Raw genomic sequence first — 21,202 nt, forward strand, 5'->3', positions numbered from 1 at the left:
ATAAAGCCTAGTCACTCAAGAGTGGCTAGGCTTTGGTACCGCTAATTCTATCTATTATCTACATTCACCAAGGTATACCCCATCACGCCATTATTACCGCTGTGAGATAAGGCCCCCAGATGCCATTGCCCCGCAGCGGCGTTGGTCCAACTAAATACCAACGCCGCATCCTCACCAAGCATGGCGGCATTGGGTGCGGAATTGATAACCAAATTACCGCCGGGAGTGGCGGGAATTAGCCAACTGTACATTTGGTAGTCGGAGGAACCGCCAATGGTTTGCCAACCGTGGACATAAACGGTCCAGGTACCGTTTATGGGCTGTTTTATGTCGATAAGCTCGTCGGTACCGGCTTTGAAGCTCGCGGCTACAAAATTACCGTTCGGGTCAAAGACAAAAATATCCAAATCCGTATCGGGTGAAGCGACGGAATCCGGTGGCATGGCTATTCTCAGCAAGGCGGCATTGGAGACGTCAAACTGATGTTCATTACTAAAACCGTCAGTCGGGTCAAAATCTTGATCCGGATCTTGTAGAACATTATCAGAGGTAACTACTGCCGGTTCTAAGCCATGGGCTGCAGCAAGATAATTGCCGGTATAACCAAAGCGAACCGTAAAATCTCCAGAGCCGTCGACACCACTTAGGTCAACCTGGCTCGGCGAGCTGAATAAAGTGGCCCGCACCGCAATGGGACTGCGAACTTCATAGTGACGGTAGCTTTCACGCCGGTTTCTATTGCCGGCCACCGCGGGATTACATTGAGGGGCATTTGCATCATCTTCGTCCAATTCATGATCTTCCCAGGTTAATGACCCAAAACGCCATTCGCCAATGGGTGCGTTCTTGTTGGAAATGATGACCTGATAAGTGACAGCCTCGCCTTGTTGTAACGTGAATTTTTTCGGGGTGACGGTAATATCAAATCCCGGCGGCTCATCCACATCCACTTCATAGGTTCTACAACCTGACTCATTGGCCACACTGGTCACCGTGCGCATGACAACCTGCTTTCCGGCCAATTCGGCAACACCGATGGAAGGCAAGTTAAGGTTATACGCTTCGGTCTGAATACCTAAAGCCGCAAACAAACCACAAGTCCCCGCCGGGTCCGAGAAGACAGAGGGACTGGCATCGCACATAAATCCCAGATAGTCGTACAAACCGGCGTCGTAGGCCAAGCCCGGCTCAAACATAGAATCCTTATTGGCTTTAGCGCTGGTATTCACATGTCCGGCACCAAAATCGAAGGGATCCGCCGCAGTGGTGTAGTCACGCTTAACCACCTTTTGATGCGCGGTCGTCATCAGGGCTGACTTGGCTACGGCAGGACTCCAGTCCGGACGCGCCTGCTTGATCAATGCAAAAAGTCCCGCCACGTAGGGGCTGGACATGGACGTTCCCATAATCGCCTGGAACGACTCCCCCTGCGCTGCCGAGCCATTGTGCACCGGGCTGGCGCCAGCCAATATATTGATACCCGGCGCAGTCACATCGGGCTTAATAATATCCAAAGCGACAGAGTCCGGGCCTTGAGAGCTGAACGAGGCCATATAGGTTTTTACCCGTGAATCTTCGCGAGCGTTGCGCGTTTCACCTTGCGTAAAACTGATTTGCACTTGGCCTGTATGAGACATCAAGTAATCTTTTAGGGGCTGCCCCACGTCTTTAAGCATATGCACTGTGGGTAAGGGATGGTTATCCGTAGGCGTCATATTGGGGTGGGCGGCCGACACGTTGTGCAACAACACAGCACCTGCGCCACCTTCGGCCACGTTGCTTGCACGGCGGGTTCGGGCCACACCAAAATCATACCGGTTACATAAAACGGCGTCATTCGCCTTGAACGTTCCGGGAGGAAAAGGCAACAAACATTCACCGTTGCTACCGTCCCCTACGGTGTCAGCATCTACCAGGTTGTAGTTTTCAATACCATTGGTTACAGAGCCACCCCACAGTTTTTCAGGCGCTTTTCCCGGGCCGCTAAGGGATATCTCACTGATAAATGCCTGATCACCGGAGCTGGCTCCTACGCTGGTCAACCAGGGTACGGATGCCGGGCCGCCAATGGTACCCGGGTCTGGACCGTCGTTACCGGCAGAGGTGGCCACAAAAACACCCGCGTCTGCGGCAAACAGAAAGGCGATGTCATCCGGACCTTCCAAGCTGGGCCCACCTCCCACAGAGTAGTTAATAACGTCGACGCCATCTGCCACCGCTTGATCGATGGCTGCCGCCAGATCCGAACCAAAACCACCAAATAAACCCAAACCTTTATAAGCAATAATACGAGCCCGTGGAGCAACTCCGGAAACCGTACCTCTGGGGATACCAAAAATACTGGCTGCAACTCCGGCATTACCGGCGGCGGTTGAACCGGTATGGGTACCGTGACCGTCATCGTCACGGGCAGAATCAAATTCAGAGGCTTCGATACCGACAAATTCTCGGTAGGTATCTAACATTTGGCGGGCACCTAACAGCTTATTGTTGCACTGAAACACCGCGTCTTTTTCATTGTGTGCAGCGTTACCAAAATGACAACTGGGACGTGTTTCATCCAGCACTCCAACCGGAGACGGACCGTAACTGCCGTCGTCGGCAAAGCTGGGGTGTTCGGGCCATATCCCGGTATCGATTATACCCACTACCACGTCTTCACCCGTCGCCCCTCTTATCCAGGAACCCGCGGCATCGCTGAATCCCAGAGACACGGATCTGTTTTCGGAAGTTTTGTAACGAATAATATCTGGGCGCACTTTAACCACACCCGGCTGCTTAGCCAACTTGGTTGCCTGATCTTTGCTCAGTTTTGCAGTGAATCCATTGAGGGCGACACTAAAGTCGTGAATTTTTTTATCAGCCCTAACACCGGCCCCCTGGAGTGCACCATCGTGCTTGGATTTGAGATGTTTGCGATATTTCTTAACATCTTCATTTTTCGAATCAAAGCGCTTACCCTGCTTGGGTTTTGTGGCTTTAAACCCGGAGAGATGACCTTCGTACAAAACAGCTGGATCCAAGTCCATTTGAACGAAATAAACCCATGATTCGCTTTTGTTCTCCAGCGCTTTTTTCAGCTTTGGATGTAATTTGTTTTCGTCGGGATGTTTTGCGTGAGTGAATGTAGACACCGATAGAAAAAGACTACATGTGACCAGAGTGGCGATAGCGACGCCGTTGATTTTGGTTCTTGCCAATTTACACCTCCTTGTTTACTTCTTATTAGTAGTGGATTGCAATTCATAACTCTGTGACCGCCTTTCAGTCATAAGGGACATACTCAAAAACCGAGGAGTATCATTTTTAATCAGTTGCTGATGAAGCCTGAAGGACGAATATACTGCAGGAACTACTGCCTTAGCAACAATGCATTATTTCGCCGGTTTGGCATGAAATTGAGTTTATTAATCGTACAACATTCGTCGTATTCGATTATAAACTGTAGGAGATATACCACACACAGATAGTATTATTGTGCATCGTAATGTTTGCAGCACCCTACTGCCGAATTGTCAGTACCGAATTCATACAAGAGATTCATGCAAGACGGACAAAGAACTCCAGGGGCTTGAATAATGAGCAACGCGTATAAGCAGCGACAGTTACGCAAACAATAACCATATCGCAGGTACTACAAACGCAGCATAGGTCATAAACATACCTATGGCCTTTGGCGCGGGATTGCTGGTATACAAAACACTCAATGCATGAATACACCGACCTGCTATCAACAAACTACCCACCGCCCACGTAAGAGAAATCGAAGCATTGTGATATTCCATTAATGCCAGCATAACAACGCACATGGGCACATATTCAACAAAATTTCCAAAGGCCACTCTGCGGCGCTTTAAAATCTCATCATTCCCATCGCCAAAAGCCACACCACCAATGTCACCCATAGCCTTACCCAGTTCGATTCGTCGCAAGGTAACCTGCATGGTTAAGGGCAGCATAATAATTGCCAGAAAGGACGCCACTGTCGATGTCACCGTTAAGCTATTCAATTTGGTTCTCCTTTGTATTCAGTCATTTCCAAATATTTTTCCAGTCTGTGTAATGTTCCCAGCCATCCTTCAGCGTGACGGGAGCGCATACCGGAATCTTTTAATTTAATCTGAGAAACAATAATTTCCGTGGTTTCGCCATTGCTTACAAAATCTATGCTCACTACCGTTTCAATATCAGCGTGCGGGTCCGGTTTTTCCCAACAGAACGAAAAAACCAGATGTGTCGGCTCTGTTATTGTTTGGAAAGAGCCAAGCAATGAGGTGACAATCCCCTCAGACAGGGTGAATTCCATGCGATAAGCACCACCCTCACAAAAATCGTATTGGGTCACGTGAGTGCGGATACTATCATCCGGAGCGAACCATTGTTTAACGGCGTCGGCCGTTGAAAACGCGTTAAACACCCGGTGTATATTGTGGTGATAGACTCGACGTATTACTAAGGGCCCCGCGTCAGTATTCATCATGCACCTGTTTCATTGTCCAAATATTTCTCCAGTTTCTGTAAACTACTTTCCCAAAAAGCGAGGTGGCGTTGCAACCACGCGTCAGCCTCTTTAAGAGGGGCAGCGTTTATACTGAAAAAGTGCTGCCTGCCATGTACTTCCCTTACCAGCAGCCCGGCGTTTTCCATGACCTTTAAATGTTTTGAGACGGTGGGTTGCGACGAACTGAACAAGTCCACTAACTCACCCGCAGAACATTGGCCTCGATGACTGATTGTTGCCAAAACCTTACGCCGTGACTCATCACCTAAAGCGTGAAATATACGATCCAGACTTTTTGAAGCATGTATAGCCATATGGCTATACTTTATCAGCGCCGGCCGTTTCAGTCAAACTCTCTGATTTGCGAAATAACAACAAGAAAACGCAGCAAGTGAAAATCCATAATCCAAACAAAGGCCGGTGCAGGACCGGCCCGGTTTCCACAACCCCGCGGCACATCAAGCCGTCTTTTGCGCCTCGACCAGCACCCGTTCCGGCTGACCTTGTGCATGCACTCGAAATACCAGTAAGGTGGCACTTTCATTCTGAGTTTCTATGGTATGAACCTTTTTAAACGGAACTACACCAACGTCACCTTTGGTGAAACTCACATCATCCTCGCCTTCTTGATGTAAGATTAAGGAACCATCCAGTACGTATGCAAACTCTTCACCCGGGTGCCAATGCATAGGCAAACGGGTGTAAGGCGGAATACTCACATGGCTTACCACGACTTCTGTATTTTGGACTCCAACAAGTGGAGCAATAAGCAAGTTATCGAATTTCATTTTCTGTCTCCAATACGTTTCAGATTTGCTGGTTTTGCTTTAGCCTCTATTTAGTGACTCTCTGATTAATGCTTATCCACAAAGTGAATTTCCCAGGGACCAATGCCGGTTATTTGCATCACCGCCCCTTTAACCATCCATACTTTATGAACACTGCCGCGTTTGTTGATGTAATAGTCACCGGGACCAAACTCTTTGGCATCTTGCCGGGTAGCCTTTTCTCCAAACGCCACAGCCGCTTCGCCCTCCAGCAAGGTGACACGCTCGTCTTTCGGGTGAGTGTGTGGCGGCATATAGAAATCCCCCGTAGCACGAAAACGTACGGTGAACATATCGGGTTTTTGCGGATGCCCCGACAGCACGATCATTTCGCAGTTTTTGGGGACATTGGGCGGACACGGTTTCCACTGAATTTGTTTCGCGTAGACAGTATGCTGCACTTGTCCTTCGGCGAAACGGGCAACGCCAATTTCCTGGGAATAGGCAACCGTGGTGCTTGCAACCAATAAACATGTGATTCCGAAGACATTTTTCATTTTGATACCCTCTATATGTTTGTATTTACAGTTACTACCTGACCATGGAAAATAGAATAGCGATATCGAGGGATAAGAAATTGACCATAGGGGCCACGCTTTTGACCGCGAGAGACAAAATGCGAAAACGTAGAGAAATTGGATGGTAGAACACCGAAATACTACTGCCACCGTACGCATGGTACTCAAAGCCTGCGAGTCGGCCGGCGTGGATACAGACGAGCTGTTGCAACTGGCGGCAATCGAACGACAAACCGCACTACACCCTGACGGTGAAGTGACGTTTGTGCAAATGCGCGATTTTTGGCAAAACGCATTCCGCCTATCCGGGGACCCGTTCTTGGGCATGCGTGCCGCACAACATGTGGAAATGGGCGACTTTAAATGCCTGGATTATCTCAGCGCCAATGCGGCCACACTGGGTCAGTGCCTTGAGAGTTTTTGCCGCTACATGCCATTGCTAAACACGTGGATCGCCTGGGAAATTGCAAAAGACGACCATCAGGTTACCTATCGAATGCTGTCTCATGCAGGCGTTATTCCACCTCACTCCTACGAATTTGTATTTAGCGTCTACGTTAAAAGAGCCCGTGAAGTTAGCCACACAGATTGGGCACCTGCACTGATTCGATTTCCCTTCCCAAAACCTGCAGACCAGCAGCAACATCTAAGCTTTTTCCGCTCACCCATAGAATACGATTGCCCTGCCGGCGAACTTGTTCTTTCCAAGGAGCATTGGAAGCTACCCTTACCCTACAGCGACGAACATCTCATGCGCGTACTGGACGAACACGCGCGTCTACTACTGGCACAACGGCCGATACCGGAAGACTTTGTAGGGCGGGTGCGCCGGGAAATCGTGCGTGAACTTCACGGTGGCGAGGCGCTGCGTGACACCATCGCTAAAAAATTGCATATGAGCCCGCGCACCCTGCAACGACGCCTGGACGAAAACGGTATTGCTTATGCGGATCTTTTAGATGAAGTCCGCGCAGATCTGGCCAAGAATAAACTCCAAGCTTGTGAGCTTTCGCTCACAGAAATCGGTTTTCTGCTGGGGTTCTCTGAACAAAGTGCTTTTACTCGCGCTTTTAAACGCTGGACAGGAAAAACTCCGCTGGAGTACCGGCGCTTGAACAGCACAATATAACTCAACACCCTGCCAGCCGGGGAATTCTTTTCGCCGCACCATGAGCTCAAACCACCGAGGTTTATTTGTGTGAATATTACCATTTACTCGAAAAGGAGAGCGAAAGTGCGCCTATAAGCAGTTCGGTATTTTTGTTAACATAATGAAATCATTAAATAAATCAAAGATTATTTCTGGGTGCGCACGCCAGTTCAGGGTTTGCCCCAGAATTGCTCCCTTTAATTTACGTTGGTAGAGTAGAAAAACTATGGGCATGATTCTCGTATTTACATTCATTCTTGCTGTTGGCGGCCTTTTTGGCGTAGCAATCAGTGTCTCACATATATTCCCCTTTTCTACGGGATCAATAGGATGGGCTCTGCTTACTGTGATATCGATTGTGCCTATTGTCATTTTTATAAACGTATATATGGGGACCTTCCACTCAGAAAAATTAGCCCATATGAAAAAAGAAAATAAAACCGAACCAATGACGATTCATCCGGACGTTGGATCCATGTTGGAACCGGCTTCCCAGTTTCCCGGGAAAAACGATCTTCGTAACACGGCAGATTTCCAAACTGCCGTGTTGCGCTTGGAAAACACAGATTACGAGTCCGAAAAGTGGACCAGCGCGTATGCGGTTCGGCCCAAAGGAAAAGAGCCTTTTTTGCTGGTTAACTACTCGAAGGAACGCATCGTAAAACAATGGTCCGCGACGGAATCACAGTTACAATCCACATCGCAGAAAGAATACACCATTAACGATTATACGCCCGAGAAAATTGAACCTCTTTCAGGTCTACGCTCCGAGCACTGGCGGCGGTTTCGAATAGTGGACGCCATGGTTTTAACCGAAACCCAAATTTTGTTTGTTTTCGAAATCTGGAAAACCAACCCGTCTTATGTTAGCTATTTATACAATTCCACATCCCGTGAATTTCATCCTATTTCCCCTGAAGACATTGCACCAATATCCGTGATCGATGGCGTTTATGTACGAACCCATCACCTGTCTGCTGATACCGTGTTGGTACAACACGAATCAAACCGAGTCCGATTAGCGGCAGAGTCCTACAGAAATTATTCCAGTCACCTCGTCCTGGTGTCTCCCTATTATCCACAAGGCATAGAATTTTTACAGCTAGGCATAGACCTGGGAACCATTCAACGCTTAAGTCTGTCCGGCAATGAACTTTACCTGGAACTCCTTGGAAAGACACCGCCGTCCAGCATAAGCCATCTGAACATTACGAAGCTACTAAAAAAATAGGCAAAACCACTAAATCAGCGAGAGAATTATCATGCCAAAAGGAAATACGCTTACACCACTTGAAGCGGCACAGATTGCGACCAACGTCTACTTTACTCTGGACAGCTGGATTCACTTTACGCCTCGGGCAAATACCGAATCCATGAAGAACATACAAAACCGGGTTTTAGGTAATGCCAGTGTCGGCAGCCCTCAACCGGGGTCCGGGCGAACTCACGTTAACAGCTCCCTAAAGGGTGGTGGCCTGGGTTCAGCACAAATTGCCAATGTTCATTCCGCAACCACCGGGGTTTTGTTAACCCAAACCTCGGGGTTTGGATATACGCTGAGTTTCCAGGGCGACGGAAGCAAGCATGTAGTCATAGCCACCCGTGGAACCCGGCCGGAAATGAACGCCATGCCGGACTTAGTGACTGATTTGCGAGCAACCATGCGCAATTACGGCGACTACGGCCCGGTACACACCGGCTTCTTAAAAACCTATGAAAGCATTGCGGCGAATTTAGACCGGGACAAAGCCTTAATCGAAAGTGCCGATGTGATTCACTGTGTGGGTCATAGTTTAGGGGGAGCCATTGCGACCTTAATCGCCGGCCGCTACGCGGGGAGTGGTAAGAAAGTAAAACTGTATACCTTTGGCTGCCCACGGGTAGGTGCAGGCAATACTTATCTGAATTTTGAACGTAGAATAGGCGTGGAAAACATACATCGAGTCAGCCACGACCTCGACCCGGTCACATTGATTGGCCCTTATCCCTTCATCCACATACAGCCCAGGTTTGACGATCGAAGCAACCTGATTCTGCCATCACGCAGCGGGAGCTTCTTAACCGCTGCCAATCACGATATGGATTTGTACATACAGTCCGCCGCCGGCAAGCAATGGTCGGATTTACGACTGGAGAAAGCCGAAATTAAACACAAAGACGATATCCTGGCCAGCTGGCTGTTGCGTGACGACAATACCGGATGGGTCCGCTATGCATGTGTTAAAACACTATCCTATCTGTTCAGGCTGTTTCGTAGCGCCTTACGCGTGTTGAGTACCGCAGTCGTGCTGGGATTGTCCATGATTGATGTCGTAGCCGAAATATTGATACGAGGACTTCATCTGGTTGGCCAGTTCAGCAAACAACTATTGCAACTACTGGAACACACAGCCTATTGGGCCACCGGAATCCGTATCAAAGGAAAAGAAAACTTTACCTCCGAGTTAATTCGCGAGTTATTGGAGAAAATGTTTCAAGTTGTTAAAACCACCAGCATTGAAGCCATTGGAAAAGTGCAAAGAAACATTAAACCTGTCGCACTATCGGTCGGCACCACCTGGGCGTTGTCCAGCTTCAATGTCATATAGCTTTGTATGGATATGAATTTAACAAAATACTGCTATTTGTTGGTCAACACCAACAACCTGAGTGATTTCCTGTTTCAACAGGAACTGTTGAGCTTTGCTGCCAACCTCCCTGTAGAGCAGGAGCCCGTTGACGCAGCCGAACAAGAAGCAATACTGGAGGCCAGTCTGGCGGATCTGGACTTTAGCCATCTTAGCGAAATTGACTATGGACAACCCTCGCTTCCATACCCAGGTTCGGCGAATATGGAAAATCCGGTTATGGACACCGAAGTCACAGGAGACACGCACACCAACAGCCCTGTCAGTGTAAATGGCGAAAGCTACGAAAAAACACTATTGGAATCCTACGCCACCATGGAATCCATGCAGGCAGTTTTCAGCGCTCTTTATGCAAAATCCGATCTCGACTATCTTAATTCATTACAAGCTGCACTACCCCGGCACTTAACATCCCTTGAGCAAGCGTTAACTGCACAAGACATTGAAGCCTGGCTGCCCATGTTAAAAGATAATGATGCTTTTATCGCCTTGGCCAATTGTGTACGCCAACTAATGCCTAACGAGGACGATTTTAATCAAGCAATTTTGCTTGGTGACCTTGAAACGGTAAAAAACAACTTGGATCTCTTTGCGATCGGAGAGCCGCAATTGGAAGCCACGGCAAGAGCGAAAAACGTTGAGATGTTTCAGCTATTGCTCAGCAAATGTAAGCCCACGCCCTATGGCATCAAATCCATTATGCAGGAAGTCATAGACGACCCGATTTATTTTGATATTTTTGTAAACATTTTAAAACCGGATGAGCCGTTGTTGGCAGATTTACTGGTTCCGGCATTGTATAACGGTTGCGAGGAAGTGGTACGGTTTCTTGTAGCCAAAACGGATTTAAACAACTCCCATCTTTTCCCGGACAATCTGCCTTTGGTCTATGCTATTCGGGGCCAAAACCTTGAACTGGCGCAATTGATGCTGGACAACGGCGCTGATCCGTTGGCACAAAGCAAGGAAGGAACACCGATGGAAATCGCCCAATCCTGGTTACCCCAGGGGCACGAGTTAATTGATTTGCTCAAAACTGCGCAGTAGCATTCTCTTCCCGGCAGATTGTCCCATCTGCCGATTCGCGATTACCGCAATCCTGCTGTTAACAAAATAGTGACCGCACACCAAGTTCAAGGCATAATCTACGGACGATCCGGATTATAAGTCTATTCGCATGTATAATTTGAAAAACAAACTGGAACACTTTGGCAATTTACTGGTAGACAGTTTCCATCTAATTGCTTTATTTGTCATTGGTTTTACGGTCATCTGGTCCGCAGCCCACGAATATATTTCCATTATGAGCAAGGGCGCTGCCGACCTCAAGGATATCCTGTTGTTGTTTATATACCTGGAAATTGGCGCTATGCTGGGCATTTATTTCAAAACCAAGAAACTGCCTGTCGTTTTCTTAATTTACATCGCCATTACAGCACTGACCCGAGTGCTGGCTGTGGACATAAAGAACATGGATGGCTTGAAAACCCTCAGTGTAACCGGCGCTATCCTGATTCTAGCGGTGTCCGGCTATGTTTTATCTCAATCCAAACATAACCGACTGGATCAAAAACCCGGCGACACGGATTAGCACCAATTCACGCGATTTATTTCATACTGTCCATCAAATCCGGTAACCAGGATGTGACTTGAGGGTAAAACATGACCACAAGTAATGCCAACACTTGAATAATGATAAATGGAATGACGCCGCGATAGATTTGTTGGATTCTTACAGAGTCCGGGGCAGCCGCTTTCAAATAAAACAGAGAAAATCCAAAAGGCGGAGTGAGAAACGAAGTCTGCAGATTCAAAGCGATTAATACGGCAAACCACATAAGGTCCAACCCAAAAAAAGCCGCAATGGGCGCCAAAATGGGCACCACGATAAAACAAATCTCGATAAAGTCCAGAAAGAACCCCAGCACAAATATAATTACCATGCTGACCAGGAGAAAACCCCAGGCACCGCCGGGAAGGTTGGTCATAATTTCTTTGACCAAGTCATCCCCACCCATACCGCGGAACACCAAACCAAAGGCTGTCGCTCCCAATAAAATAATAAACACCATGCTGGTCATTTGTGTGGTGCTAAGCATGGACTCGCGCAGCTTATTCCAATCCAATTTGCGGTGAGACAGAGCCAACAACAGAGCACCCATCGCACCCACCGCTGCCGATTCCGTCGGCGAAGCCACACCAAAGAAAATGGACCCTAGAACAGCAAACACCAGGAACAGTGGCGGCAAAAGGCTTTTCACGACTCGCCGCCCCAACCCTGCGGCTAGTGATTCCCCCCGGGAAACAAGGGGCGGTGCCAAGTGCGGTTTCATCCGTGCCAACACCAGGATATATACAATAAATAAAACCACCAACAATAATCCGGGAACGACAGCCCCCATGAATAAATGCCCCACGGGCACCCCGATCACATCCCCCAGCAAAACAAGAATAATACTCGGCGGAATGATTTGTCCTAAAGTACCGGAAGCGGAGATCGTGCCGGTGGCCAATTCTTTTTGATAACCGTGCTTTAACATGACAGGCAGGGCAATCACTGTCATGGTAACAACTGTTGCGCCGACCACTCCTGTAGTGGCCGCCAGCAGGGTCCCCACCAGCACTATGGACACCCCCATACCGCCCGGTATTTTACCGAACAGCTGCCCCATGGTTTCCAAAAGCTCTTCTGCCAAACCGGACTTCTCCAGGATGACGCCCATAAAGACAAACAGGGGTACGGCCAACAGGGTGAAGTTAACCATCACGCCCCAAATACGCAGTGGCAACAACTCAAAAAAATCAAAGCCCAGGAATATGGTACCAAACAACACCGATACTGCACCCAGGGTAAAGGCTACCGGATAGCCCAGCATGAGCAAGGCCACCGCCACCAACAACATGATCAAGGCCCATACTTCCACTATTTCACCTCACCGGAACCGTCGGATTCAACGTTGGTTTCCGGAAAAAACAGCTGCAACACACGGCGTAAAAAATGCGCAAATCCTTGCAAGAGTAGCAAGCTGAACCCCAAGGGAATGGCCGATTTGAGTATGAACCGCATGGGCAGGCCACCCGGGTCCGGTGAGCCCTCCATGATATAGAATGCCGCACTGACAAACGGCATGGAACTAATGATGACCACGACACAGAAGGGTAGCAGGAAGAATAGAAACCCCAATAAGTCCACCCAGGCCTGATGACGCGGCGAAAATCGGCCACGGTAGAATATATCCACCCGTACATGCCCTTCGTGCTTAAAGGTATAGGCAGCACCAATCAAGAAAAGCAAAGCAAATAAGTGCCACTCCAGCTCCTGCAAGGTCACAGAGCCTATTTTAAAGAAAAATCTCATAAAAACGTCATATACGACGATGAGCACCAACAACAACACTGTCCAGGACATGAGACGGCCGCTGATTTCGCTGATGTTCTCGATGGCTTCTATGAATTTTGAAATGCGCGCTTTCATGCAGTTATTATGATTTTTTGGAGGCTGCAAACCCCGCTGGTTTACTTACCCGACCGGCGCTATTCTACCCTATTTGCGCTGCCAAAAATACGCCACCCGGTAGAGCCTGAGCGCTTAAAAGCCGGCAGATCGTCGGGTTTTAAGCCGCTCGCTGCGCCAGCTGTAAAGCTAAGTGTGCTTGCGCTACCAACTGCACAAAACTTTGATGTTCCTCCAGCGAAATCGGTTTGCTGCTTTTAGCCTTATCGGCATAGAAAACACCAATGGGCTTGCCGTTAACCACCAAACCGGCCAAGCTGAAACCCGTCACACCGGAATCCAACAGAAACTTAGGCAACCGGCCTGCCTGTGCCTCCGCATCAATCACCAATACATCCCTACCATCATGAATTCGCTGAGAAAACAAATCATCCCCCACACTCACACGGTTAAACGCATTCTTGAGCTTATCCACACCCTTGCCCTCTACCATACGTCCCGTGTATGAACGGTGATCGGTGCTCAACAAGCATAACATTACGCGGTCGTAGCCCAACGCTGTGTGTACTGCATCCAGAACCGCCTTAAATACAGTATTTACGGGTGTTTTGGCCGCGATCAGTGTCGTTAGCTTTTGAATAGCATCCAATAGCAACGACGGATTGACTTGTGAGGCAGCGGCACCGGATACAGAAACCTCGCGGGGTGCCGCGTTGTAGCCATCATCTTCAGTGTCATCCTGCGTCACTTGCATCGCCTTAGAGCCTGTAAAATCACTCAGTTGCTGATATATTTCCTGAAAACTTTCATCCTGCCCCGGCTGCGTTCCGGGCATGAGCAATGATTTGCTCAACCCAAACTCCACCGCCATATCACAGGAGTTTTTGAAGGAACTCTTTAAACTGCTCAGCGCAGCGTCCTCCTTTATACCGGCTGCTTTAGCAATGGATTTGAGTACTTTACTAAAATCGCGCTTCGGAACAGATGTTTTCGAATACATCATCGCCATCAACTCGTGGGTCAACCCCGCAATGGTACGGTTAAACAACACTTCGTCTTTTTTCACACAACCGCTGGTGCTGACCGGTGCTAAGGTTTTCACCACATTCTCCGGAAATTCCCAACGCTCCACCACGGCGCGCCCCACATCCAGCAAAGACATACCAAGAACCTTTTTTTGCGATTGTAACGCCGACAGCTGCTCACTGTGTTCCTGCATTTCCAAATAAGCTTCCGGCAAACAATATGCAACGATGATTTCGCCAAGGTTGTAAAGCAAACCACAGATATAGCTGCGCTCCACCTGCTTTTGGCCGCACTCTGTCGCCAGATCCCGAACGAAACCTGCAGCCATGTATGAACTCACTAACATCGCGCTTAAATCAACCTCCGGGTTTTGTTCCTGAAAACTGTCAATGATTTTGAGCGTTAGCACACAACTTTTAATTGCATCAAAACCCAACAACACTATGGCTCGGGATAAAGTGGAGAATCGGTTGCCGCCGCGATTATAGAAAGGAGAGTTAGCCAGCTTGAGCACTTTTGCTGACAAATCCACATCCTTGAGCATTTCCATCGCCAAGGCCACCGCATCCGAATCGGGGTCGGAACTGATCATCTGGACCTTATTGACACTGGCACTAAAAATGGGTAAATCGCCCCGCTGATCCATGCGGCGTAAGATGGTGTCTATTAAGCTTTGCTGCTCCATAGCGACGTGTCCTCTCCCTGTCGGAATTCCGTGGAATAAAAACACTAGCGGATTAGAGGGAGAAACCTTGAGCGTCTATAATGAGACAGAATTGCTAAAGAAGACCCGGCAGCACGCCGATGATTGATAAGATACGCTAGGTGAATTTTGTGCATTTAACAATAGTTTTACAAACGTTTCGCCGATTTACCCCACAATTGAGGGTTAACGACAGGATTTTATTAAGGCTCTGGCCTAAACCACGGAGACCAATATGAAAGTTTTTAAAAAAACACTGATCACGACAGCAATTCTGGCACTGGGTAGCGGATCCGGCTGGGCGGGGCCTATTAATCACCCCAGTGGCTCCAATTTGACATACGGTTATAGTAGCAATGGCCAGTCTATTATGTCGGATATTAACAACCCTGCTGCCGGTGCCGCCATTCTGGAAAAGGACGGTGAAGGTCAGTTTCGATTTGGGCTCATCAGCTCTATTGGTTTTGGTGCAGAAATTGGTGACGTAGCCGAACTCTACAATGAAGTTGACGCTGTTTCTCAGTCGTTTCAGGGAGATTTTGCCAATTTGCTGGGCCCGGTACCGGATGTGGGCACTGCATTAAGTACCATGAGCACCGAATTCAACCGCGTGAATAATTTTCTGGGTCTGGTAGAAGAACAAGGTTATGCCAAAGCCTTTGTATCCGGACACGTACCTCTAATGCCATTAGTGATCACCTCCAAAGGCCTGGGCGGCAGCTTGGTTTTGGATGCCAATTTTACCGCAGGGGCGCAAATGAACTTTTTGGGGCAGGACATTGCTTTCGACCCTACTGAGGCAACGGCTAACCAGCTTTTCGCGGACTTCATTGCTGCTATCAGCGGTTCGCCGACTACCGACAATCAGTACATCAACGGCGACTTTTTGGTAAATTATACCGGCGCAACTGGTCAGTATAGCTATGCCATGGCAGCCAATGACAGCAGCATTGTGATCAAAGCCGGTGGCATCGCTGAAGTCGCTCTGGGATACAGCACACTTATGATGGGTGGCGGCGACAACAGCCTGTTTTTTGGGCTGCGCGGCAAGTACTACCAAACGGAGCTGTACCGCTATGTGCAGGCTTTTGATCTGAATACCGCCGGCTCCCAAACCACTTTTGACAACGCCGACACCACCAATGCAACCAGCACCACCGGGTTTGGCGTGGATGTGGGCTTGTTGTGGGCCATGCGTAATATGCGTCTGGGCGCCACTCTAACCAATATTAACGAACCCAGCTTTGACTACAACACAACTGACACGGGCGGATACACCTATACCGACCCCCGCATCAGCGCCGAGATAGCCAAAGGTGCCACCTATACCATGGAATCCCAATTAAAATTTGAGGCGGCCATTTACAGTGACAGCCGCAATTGGGTGTTGGGCGCCACTTTTGATGCCAACCCGATAGAGGATGCTTTTGGCGCGGAATATCAGTGGGCCACCGCCAGTGTCGCCTATGCCAGTGATACTTTTATCATTCCCGGACTACGCGCCGGAGTACGTAAAAACTTGGCCGGCAGCGAATTGACCTACGCCAATGTGGGTATGACCTGGCTATTTATCAATTTGGACGCAGGCATGGCCATGGACAAAATTGTCATTGATGATCAAGAAACCAGCCGTGCGGCGATGGTTAATCTTGGGGTGCAATTTACATTCTAATAATATTTGGTCCGCCGATACGGGTGGATGACCACCCGTATCGGCTCCATCACATCACTAGAGGCTTTGAATACCTACAAATACCGATCATCATAGCTGCAGACTGAACTGGGCAAACAAGCTTTCCTCGTCCTCGTTCACCATACCGGCCACATCGACAATATAACCAAAAACTTCCATGCCAATACCATAAGAAATGGTGGGTAAAACTTCTCCGACCAAACTTTGCCGATATCCGGCACGTACAGACAGGCCTTTAACCAGCTTATGCTCCAAACCCGCGGAAAGATACTGTGTCTCCCCATCGTGACCCACATGCGCTGAGCGCCTTAAATCCAAATCCACTTCGTAAATAGTACGTCGACTGCGATAAGCGAAGCCGGCCCGAATCTGCGGCTCAACCTTGATACTATCCCCCAGCCCCAAATCGTGCGCGCGAGAAAACAGGTTTTTAATCACCAAAGCGGTTTTCCACACCCCCACCTCGCGGGCAATGCCAAAATCCAGGTTCAAACCGGAGCTCTGCACCGATTCGTTGCTGCGAACATGGTCAACGGTAGCGGTAGAGGCCGCTTGATCATCGGCGTAGCCCTCCACCAGTAACAATTTCAGACCGGCACCCACTTTGATCTTACCGATCCCCCTAAACTCAATGTCCAGGGGAACACCCAAGTTAAACCCCAACTCGCGCATGTCTGCTGAGCGGTGTTTTACAACAGGCACGCTCACATCAGTGGAAATGGTGTGATAGCTTAGAGAATTGTAAAAGACGGAACCGGACACAATGACGCTGGGTACACCGAAAGCAAAGGCCGTATTATCACGTTCTCGCAAGGTTAAACCGGACATGGCCTGTAGATTTGCGGGAGTGGTGTTGGCTGTATAGGCCTTAATTTTCGAATCCAGCCCCCCCGGCGCAGCATAAGATTCACTGTAAGCGGGCGCAATGGCGTACCAATCGTAGGATTCATCATTGGTGGCCAATAAAGCCGGATTGTAAAAGGAAGCATTGCGGGTTTCAGTCGCAACCCCCACCCCTCCCATTGCCGCCGACCGAGCTTCGAAGGTCAAAAAGGAAAATGCCTGGGTATTGCCTGCAAAAACCAGCCAGCCCATTAACACCGCCCCCACCACTGTCATTTTTTTTGTTTGCATAACAACTCTCATGTCGTTCTCGTTTGAGCCCCTATGACTTCGAGGCCTGAATCAAATGCAGAATGGCGTCTAAGCCGTGATAATTTAACACAACATTCGCCTGTTGCTGCACTGTTGGCTTGGCATGATAAGCAACGCCCAATGCGGCTTCCTGCATCATTTTCAAATCATTGGCACCGTCTCCCACGGCAATGGCTTGTTGGGTGGATATCCGCTCCTCAATGCAAATTTGCTTTAAGAACCGCGCTTTTACCTCGGCGTTGACAATTTCCCCGCTGACCTGACCGCTGAGCTTACCGTCGGAAATATCCAATTCATTGGCCAAAACATAATCCAGATCCAATTCTTCGCGAATGCGAGCAGTAAAAAACGTAAATCCTCCGGAAACCAGCGCCACTTTCGCCCGGTTGGCTTTCATTCCCGCCACCAACTCTCGCGCCCCGGGATTCAAGCGCAACCGCCGCTCATACACTTGCTGCAGCACGTCCACCGATAAGTCTTTTAAGGCAGCCACCCGCTGTTGTAAGGAAGCATTAAAGTCCAGCTCTCCCCGCATGGCGGCCTCGGTCACGGCCGCCACTTGGGCTTTTTTCCCGGCAAAATCGGCAATCTCATCAACACATTCTATGCTGATCAGGGTGGAATCCATATCGCTGATGAGCAAACGTATATCCAGTGTTTCAGGGATATCGTTGATATCCACCCCGAGCTCGGAGCGGAATTTCTGCAATACAGTTTGGTCCAGGGATTGTGGAATCTGAGCCCGGTAATACAGACCGCGATCTTCCAGGGCGACACCCAGAACGGATTCAATAGATTGCAAAGCCGAAGGGTTGGGACTATGCGCCGGATCCAGCGCTTGGTTATGTACAACAACTATGGACATAAATAACTCTGACGGTTGGTTTTATTGTTACTGTGCGGTTAAGCTAACTCGCTCAACAATTGCTCAATCATTCTTTGCGCCTGCCCTAAATAGGCACCGCCAAATAGATTTAAATGATTCAGTATGTGATACAGATTGTACAATGTTTTCCGAGTTTTATAACCACTATCCAAAGGCAGAATTTCGTTGTAAACGCGGTAGAAATCTGCTGAAAATCCGCCAAACAACTCGGTCATGGCCAAATCGGTTTCCCGGTCACCATAATAGACGGCGGGGTCAAAAATCAGGGCATTACCTTGGGAATCGTATGCATAATTACCTGACCACAAATCGCCGTGCAACAAAGAAGCCTGAGGTGTATAAGTACTGAAAAACCCCGCCAACTGATCCAGCAGCCGCTCGCCCTTGGACTGCAAAGCGCCGCTGTAACCCTTTTTAGCCGCCAGCTGCAATTGAAACGCCAAACGCTTGTCCCGCCAAAAATCCACCCAGCGATTTTCGTATGCGTTAATTTGGGGTGTGGCACCAATAGTATTGTCTCGAAACCACCCAAATTGGGACTGATGAATCTGGTGCATTGCCGCCAGATCGGTTGCCAACTGTTCACTATTAGTGGAACCCTTGGTCAGAGGCACATATTCCATCACTAAATAAGCCTGCCCATCACCCACACCGCAACACAGAGGCTCAGGAACGCGAATGGTGCCACTTTGAGCGATTTCGTTCAGCCCATCCATCTCTGCTTCAAACATGGACAGGGTACCCGGCCCATTGGTTTTCACAAACAACTGAGTCTCAGCATCAGCCAACATCAATGCATTATTGATACATCCGCCACTGACTCCCTGCTGTCGCGACGGGGTGAACTCCCGCCCTAATACTTCACTGATGTGTTTTAGTAAAAGATCCATATTCAATCCCAGCTTATCCACATGAATCTGTGGATAAGTCTGTTAATAAAGTCAATGTACGTAGTGATTTAGTTGTACTGTTATCCTTAGCAACTTGGAACATAATGCTGCAAACAAACATTTATTTATAAAAAACAGTGAGATACAGACTTTCCTTTGCGCCAACAGTAAACCTTGGCGGCTTATCCCCTGATATCACATCATGTGCATAAATAAATAACAGGGCATAAAAAAAGCCAGCATTAAGCTGGCTTTTTTGATCAGACGGATCGACTACAAAGCAAGTACGAAATCAACCAGTTTTTCAATGTTGGCATCAGAAACTCGTGGAGAGTAAGGAGGCATTGGTGCGCCCTTGGTAATTTCAGTCCAGTTACCTTTACCACCTTTTTTCACTTTATCGACCAGCGTAGCTTTAGCGTCAGCGTTGCCTTTGTATTTGGCAGAAACGTCTTTCCATGCAGGACCCACTACTTTCTTTTCAACGCTGTGACAAGCCAGGCAACCGCTTTTCTTAGCCAGATCCAGGTCTGCACTTGCTTGTCCAGAAATCATAATAGCCGCCATTGCAGCGGGAATTGCTAACCATTTTGCTTTCATTTATATCCCCTCGTATAGTGATAAATTTTCCATGCGACGTGTCGCATCCTCCCCACAGATATTGCTTTGTACCAGAGCCATTTCTGATTCTAACTACATAAAATGGAGAATACCCTGTCGGAGCCAAATACAGGCTCCTGATCCTCGACAGATCTGGGGGGTTTTTATGCCATTCCCTCCAGTGTGTGTCAAGCACAATATCATCAGGGTTGATGCACACATCCCGTACATTCATCACTATAACGTGGCCCAAGGCCAAGATCCGTCACTAAAAAAATCGATAATTCAAATTCATATGTTTACTTTGTTAACATTTTGTACGAGCAGCAACCAATTGAATCATTAATTGACTATATAATAATGTTCTTTATGGTCTGTTTACAGATCCAACATAATTTGTTGCTCTTCGGCCGATGGCTCGAAACCGCAGTGTTCATAATGACTGAATATAGCCTGCACTACCTGATCCGGCTCATCCAACAATTTGAACAAGTCCAGATCTTCGGCATCGATCATCCCTTCAGCAAGAAGGCTGCTCTTAAACCACTCAATCAATCCCTGCCAATAGCCGCTACCCACCAGAATAATTGGAATACGCCGAGTCTTGCCCGTTTGCACCAGAGTTAAAATTTCCGCCAACTCGTCCAAGGTGCCAAATCCACCGGGCATCACCACGTAGGCCGCAGCATACTTTACGAACATCACTTTTCGCGAAAAGAAGTGACGAAAACTGATGGAAATATCCTGATACCCGTTACCGGACTGTTCATTAGGCAGCTGTATGTTCACCCCAATGCTGGGCGATTTACCGGCAAAAGCGCCTTTATTTGCCGCCTCCATAATGCCCGGACCACCGCCACTTACCACACTGAATCCTGCGTCGGACAATCGCCTGGCGATGGTTTCGGCTAAAGCGTAATATTCATGATCCCTGTCGGTGCGAGCAGACCCGAAAATACTAACCGATGGCCGCACGCGTGCCATACGCTCAAAACCTTCCACAAACTCCGCCATTATCTGAAAAATTTTCCACGATTCCCGCGTTAACATGGTATCGTTAACAGGCGTCATGCCGGGGTGCGCGGATTTGTTATTGTGCGACATAGGTGACCTCTGGTTCCTTTGTATTAGTAGTTACAATCATAAACAAACATTGACTACGACATTAGCGT

Annotated in this window: 20 protein-coding genes; 6 read left to right on the top strand and 14 right to left on the bottom strand. The window is 48.5% G+C overall.

What is annotated here, in order from left to right:
* Window positions 1-47: 47 nt before the first annotated feature.
* The 6 genes from OEY58_08530 to OEY58_08555 form a co-directional block, all read right to left on the bottom strand.
* A complete protein-coding gene (locus OEY58_08530) occupies window positions 48-3,200 on the bottom strand; it encodes a S8 family serine peptidase (protein MDH5325491.1) in 3,153 nt (1,050 codons plus the stop codon).
* A gap of 405 nt (window positions 3,201-3,605) precedes the next feature.
* Window positions 3,606-4,010 (bottom strand): MAPEG family protein, encoded by a 405-nt coding sequence (locus OEY58_08535; protein ID MDH5325492.1) that lies wholly within the window; start codon window positions 4,008-4,010, stop codon window positions 3,606-3,608.
* Complete coding sequence (locus OEY58_08540; GenBank protein MDH5325493.1) at window positions 4,007-4,480, bottom strand: SRPBCC domain-containing protein; 474 nt, start codon at window positions 4,478-4,480, stop codon at window positions 4,007-4,009. The genes OEY58_08535 and OEY58_08540 overlap by 4 nt, the downstream gene beginning before the upstream one ends.
* Entirely contained in the window at window positions 4,477-4,815 is a 339-nt protein-coding gene (locus OEY58_08545) for a metalloregulator ArsR/SmtB family transcription factor (GenBank protein ID MDH5325494.1), read from the bottom strand. Before OEY58_08545 ends, OEY58_08540 begins: the two co-directional genes overlap by 4 nt.
* A gap of 144 nt (window positions 4,816-4,959) precedes the next feature.
* Entirely contained in the window at window positions 4,960-5,289 is a 330-nt protein-coding gene (locus OEY58_08550) for a cupin domain-containing protein (GenBank protein MDH5325495.1), read from the bottom strand.
* 65 nt (window positions 5,290-5,354) lie between these two features.
* On the bottom strand, window positions 5,355-5,825 hold the full coding sequence (locus OEY58_08555) for a cupin domain-containing protein (protein ID MDH5325496.1): 471 nt from the start codon (window positions 5,823-5,825) through the stop codon (window positions 5,355-5,357).
* A 142-nt stretch (window positions 5,826-5,967) separates the two neighbouring features.
* Here OEY58_08555 and OEY58_08560 point away from each other — a divergent pair, with 142 nt between their 5' ends.
* The 5 genes from OEY58_08560 to OEY58_08580 all read left to right on the top strand — a co-directional run bounded on the left by OEY58_08560 (window position 5,968) and on the right by OEY58_08580 (window position 11,214).
* Window positions 5,968-6,975: an AraC family transcriptional regulator gene (locus OEY58_08560; protein ID MDH5325497.1), complete on the top strand. Its 1,008-nt coding sequence runs from the start codon at window positions 5,968-5,970 to the stop codon at window positions 6,973-6,975.
* A 442-nt stretch (window positions 6,976-7,417) separates the two neighbouring features.
* A complete protein-coding gene (locus OEY58_08565; GenBank protein MDH5325498.1) occupies window positions 7,418-8,227 on the top strand; it encodes a hypothetical protein in 810 nt (269 codons plus the stop codon).
* 31 nt (window positions 8,228-8,258) lie between these two features.
* Complete coding sequence (locus OEY58_08570; GenBank protein ID MDH5325499.1) at window positions 8,259-9,584, top strand: lipase family protein; 1,326 nt, start codon at window positions 8,259-8,261, stop codon at window positions 9,582-9,584.
* 12 nt (window positions 9,585-9,596) lie between these two features.
* Window positions 9,597-10,670, top strand: a complete 1,074-nt coding sequence (locus tag OEY58_08575) for an ankyrin repeat domain-containing protein (protein MDH5325500.1) — start codon at window positions 9,597-9,599, stop codon at window positions 10,668-10,670.
* A 130-nt stretch (window positions 10,671-10,800) separates the two neighbouring features.
* Window positions 10,801-11,214, top strand: coding sequence for a phosphate-starvation-inducible PsiE family protein (locus OEY58_08580; GenBank protein MDH5325501.1), 414 nt, complete (start codon window positions 10,801-10,803; stop codon window positions 11,212-11,214).
* A 16-nt stretch (window positions 11,215-11,230) separates the two neighbouring features.
* Here the strand turns inward: OEY58_08580 and OEY58_08585 are convergent, their stop codons facing one another.
* The 3 genes from OEY58_08585 to OEY58_08595 all read right to left on the bottom strand — a co-directional run bounded on the left by OEY58_08585 (window position 11,231) and on the right by OEY58_08595 (window position 14,788).
* Window positions 11,231-12,547: a TRAP transporter large permease subunit gene (locus tag OEY58_08585; GenBank protein ID MDH5325502.1), complete on the bottom strand. Its 1,317-nt coding sequence runs from the start codon at window positions 12,545-12,547 to the stop codon at window positions 11,231-11,233.
* Window positions 12,547-13,098 (bottom strand): TRAP transporter small permease subunit, encoded by a 552-nt coding sequence (locus OEY58_08590; protein ID MDH5325503.1) that lies wholly within the window; start codon window positions 13,096-13,098, stop codon window positions 12,547-12,549. The genes OEY58_08585 and OEY58_08590 overlap by 1 nt, the downstream gene beginning before the upstream one ends.
* A 139-nt stretch (window positions 13,099-13,237) precedes the next feature.
* Window positions 13,238-14,788, bottom strand: coding sequence for an HDOD domain-containing protein (locus OEY58_08595; protein MDH5325504.1), 1,551 nt, complete (start codon window positions 14,786-14,788; stop codon window positions 13,238-13,240).
* A gap of 253 nt (window positions 14,789-15,041) precedes the next feature.
* Between OEY58_08595 and OEY58_08600 the strand changes: the two genes are divergently transcribed.
* Window positions 15,042-16,478: a conjugal transfer protein TraF gene (locus OEY58_08600; GenBank protein ID MDH5325505.1), complete on the top strand. Its 1,437-nt coding sequence runs from the start codon at window positions 15,042-15,044 to the stop codon at window positions 16,476-16,478.
* 90 nt (window positions 16,479-16,568) lie between these two features.
* Here OEY58_08600 and traF read toward each other — a convergent pair whose 3' ends face one another.
* The 5 genes from traF to OEY58_08625 all read right to left on the bottom strand — a co-directional run bounded on the left by traF (window position 16,569) and on the right by OEY58_08625 (window position 21,134).
* On the bottom strand, window positions 16,569-17,633 hold the full coding sequence (gene traF, locus OEY58_08605) for a conjugal transfer protein TraF (GenBank protein ID MDH5325506.1): 1,065 nt from the start codon (window positions 17,631-17,633) through the stop codon (window positions 16,569-16,571).
* 31 nt (window positions 17,634-17,664) lie between these two features.
* Window positions 17,665-18,519, bottom strand: a complete 855-nt coding sequence (gene serB / locus OEY58_08610; GenBank protein MDH5325507.1) for a phosphoserine phosphatase SerB — start codon at window positions 18,517-18,519, stop codon at window positions 17,665-17,667.
* A 38-nt stretch (window positions 18,520-18,557) separates the two neighbouring features.
* Window positions 18,558-19,430: a fructosamine kinase family protein gene (locus tag OEY58_08615; GenBank protein MDH5325508.1), complete on the bottom strand. Its 873-nt coding sequence runs from the start codon at window positions 19,428-19,430 to the stop codon at window positions 18,558-18,560.
* A 273-nt stretch (window positions 19,431-19,703) separates the two neighbouring features.
* The gene (locus OEY58_08620) at window positions 19,704-20,030 is read right to left on the bottom strand and encodes a c-type cytochrome (GenBank protein ID MDH5325509.1); all 327 of its coding nucleotides are present in this window, start codon (window positions 20,028-20,030) and stop codon (window positions 19,704-19,706) included.
* Window positions 20,031-20,408: 378 nt separating this feature from the next.
* A complete protein-coding gene (locus OEY58_08625; protein MDH5325510.1) occupies window positions 20,409-21,134 on the bottom strand; it encodes a TIGR00730 family Rossman fold protein in 726 nt (241 codons plus the stop codon).
* Window positions 21,135-21,202 lie beyond the last annotated feature (68 nt).

The sequence above is a fragment of the Gammaproteobacteria bacterium genome (assembly GCA_029882975.1).
GTDB lineage: Bacteria > Pseudomonadota > Gammaproteobacteria > SZUA-152 > SZUA-152 > JAJDNG01.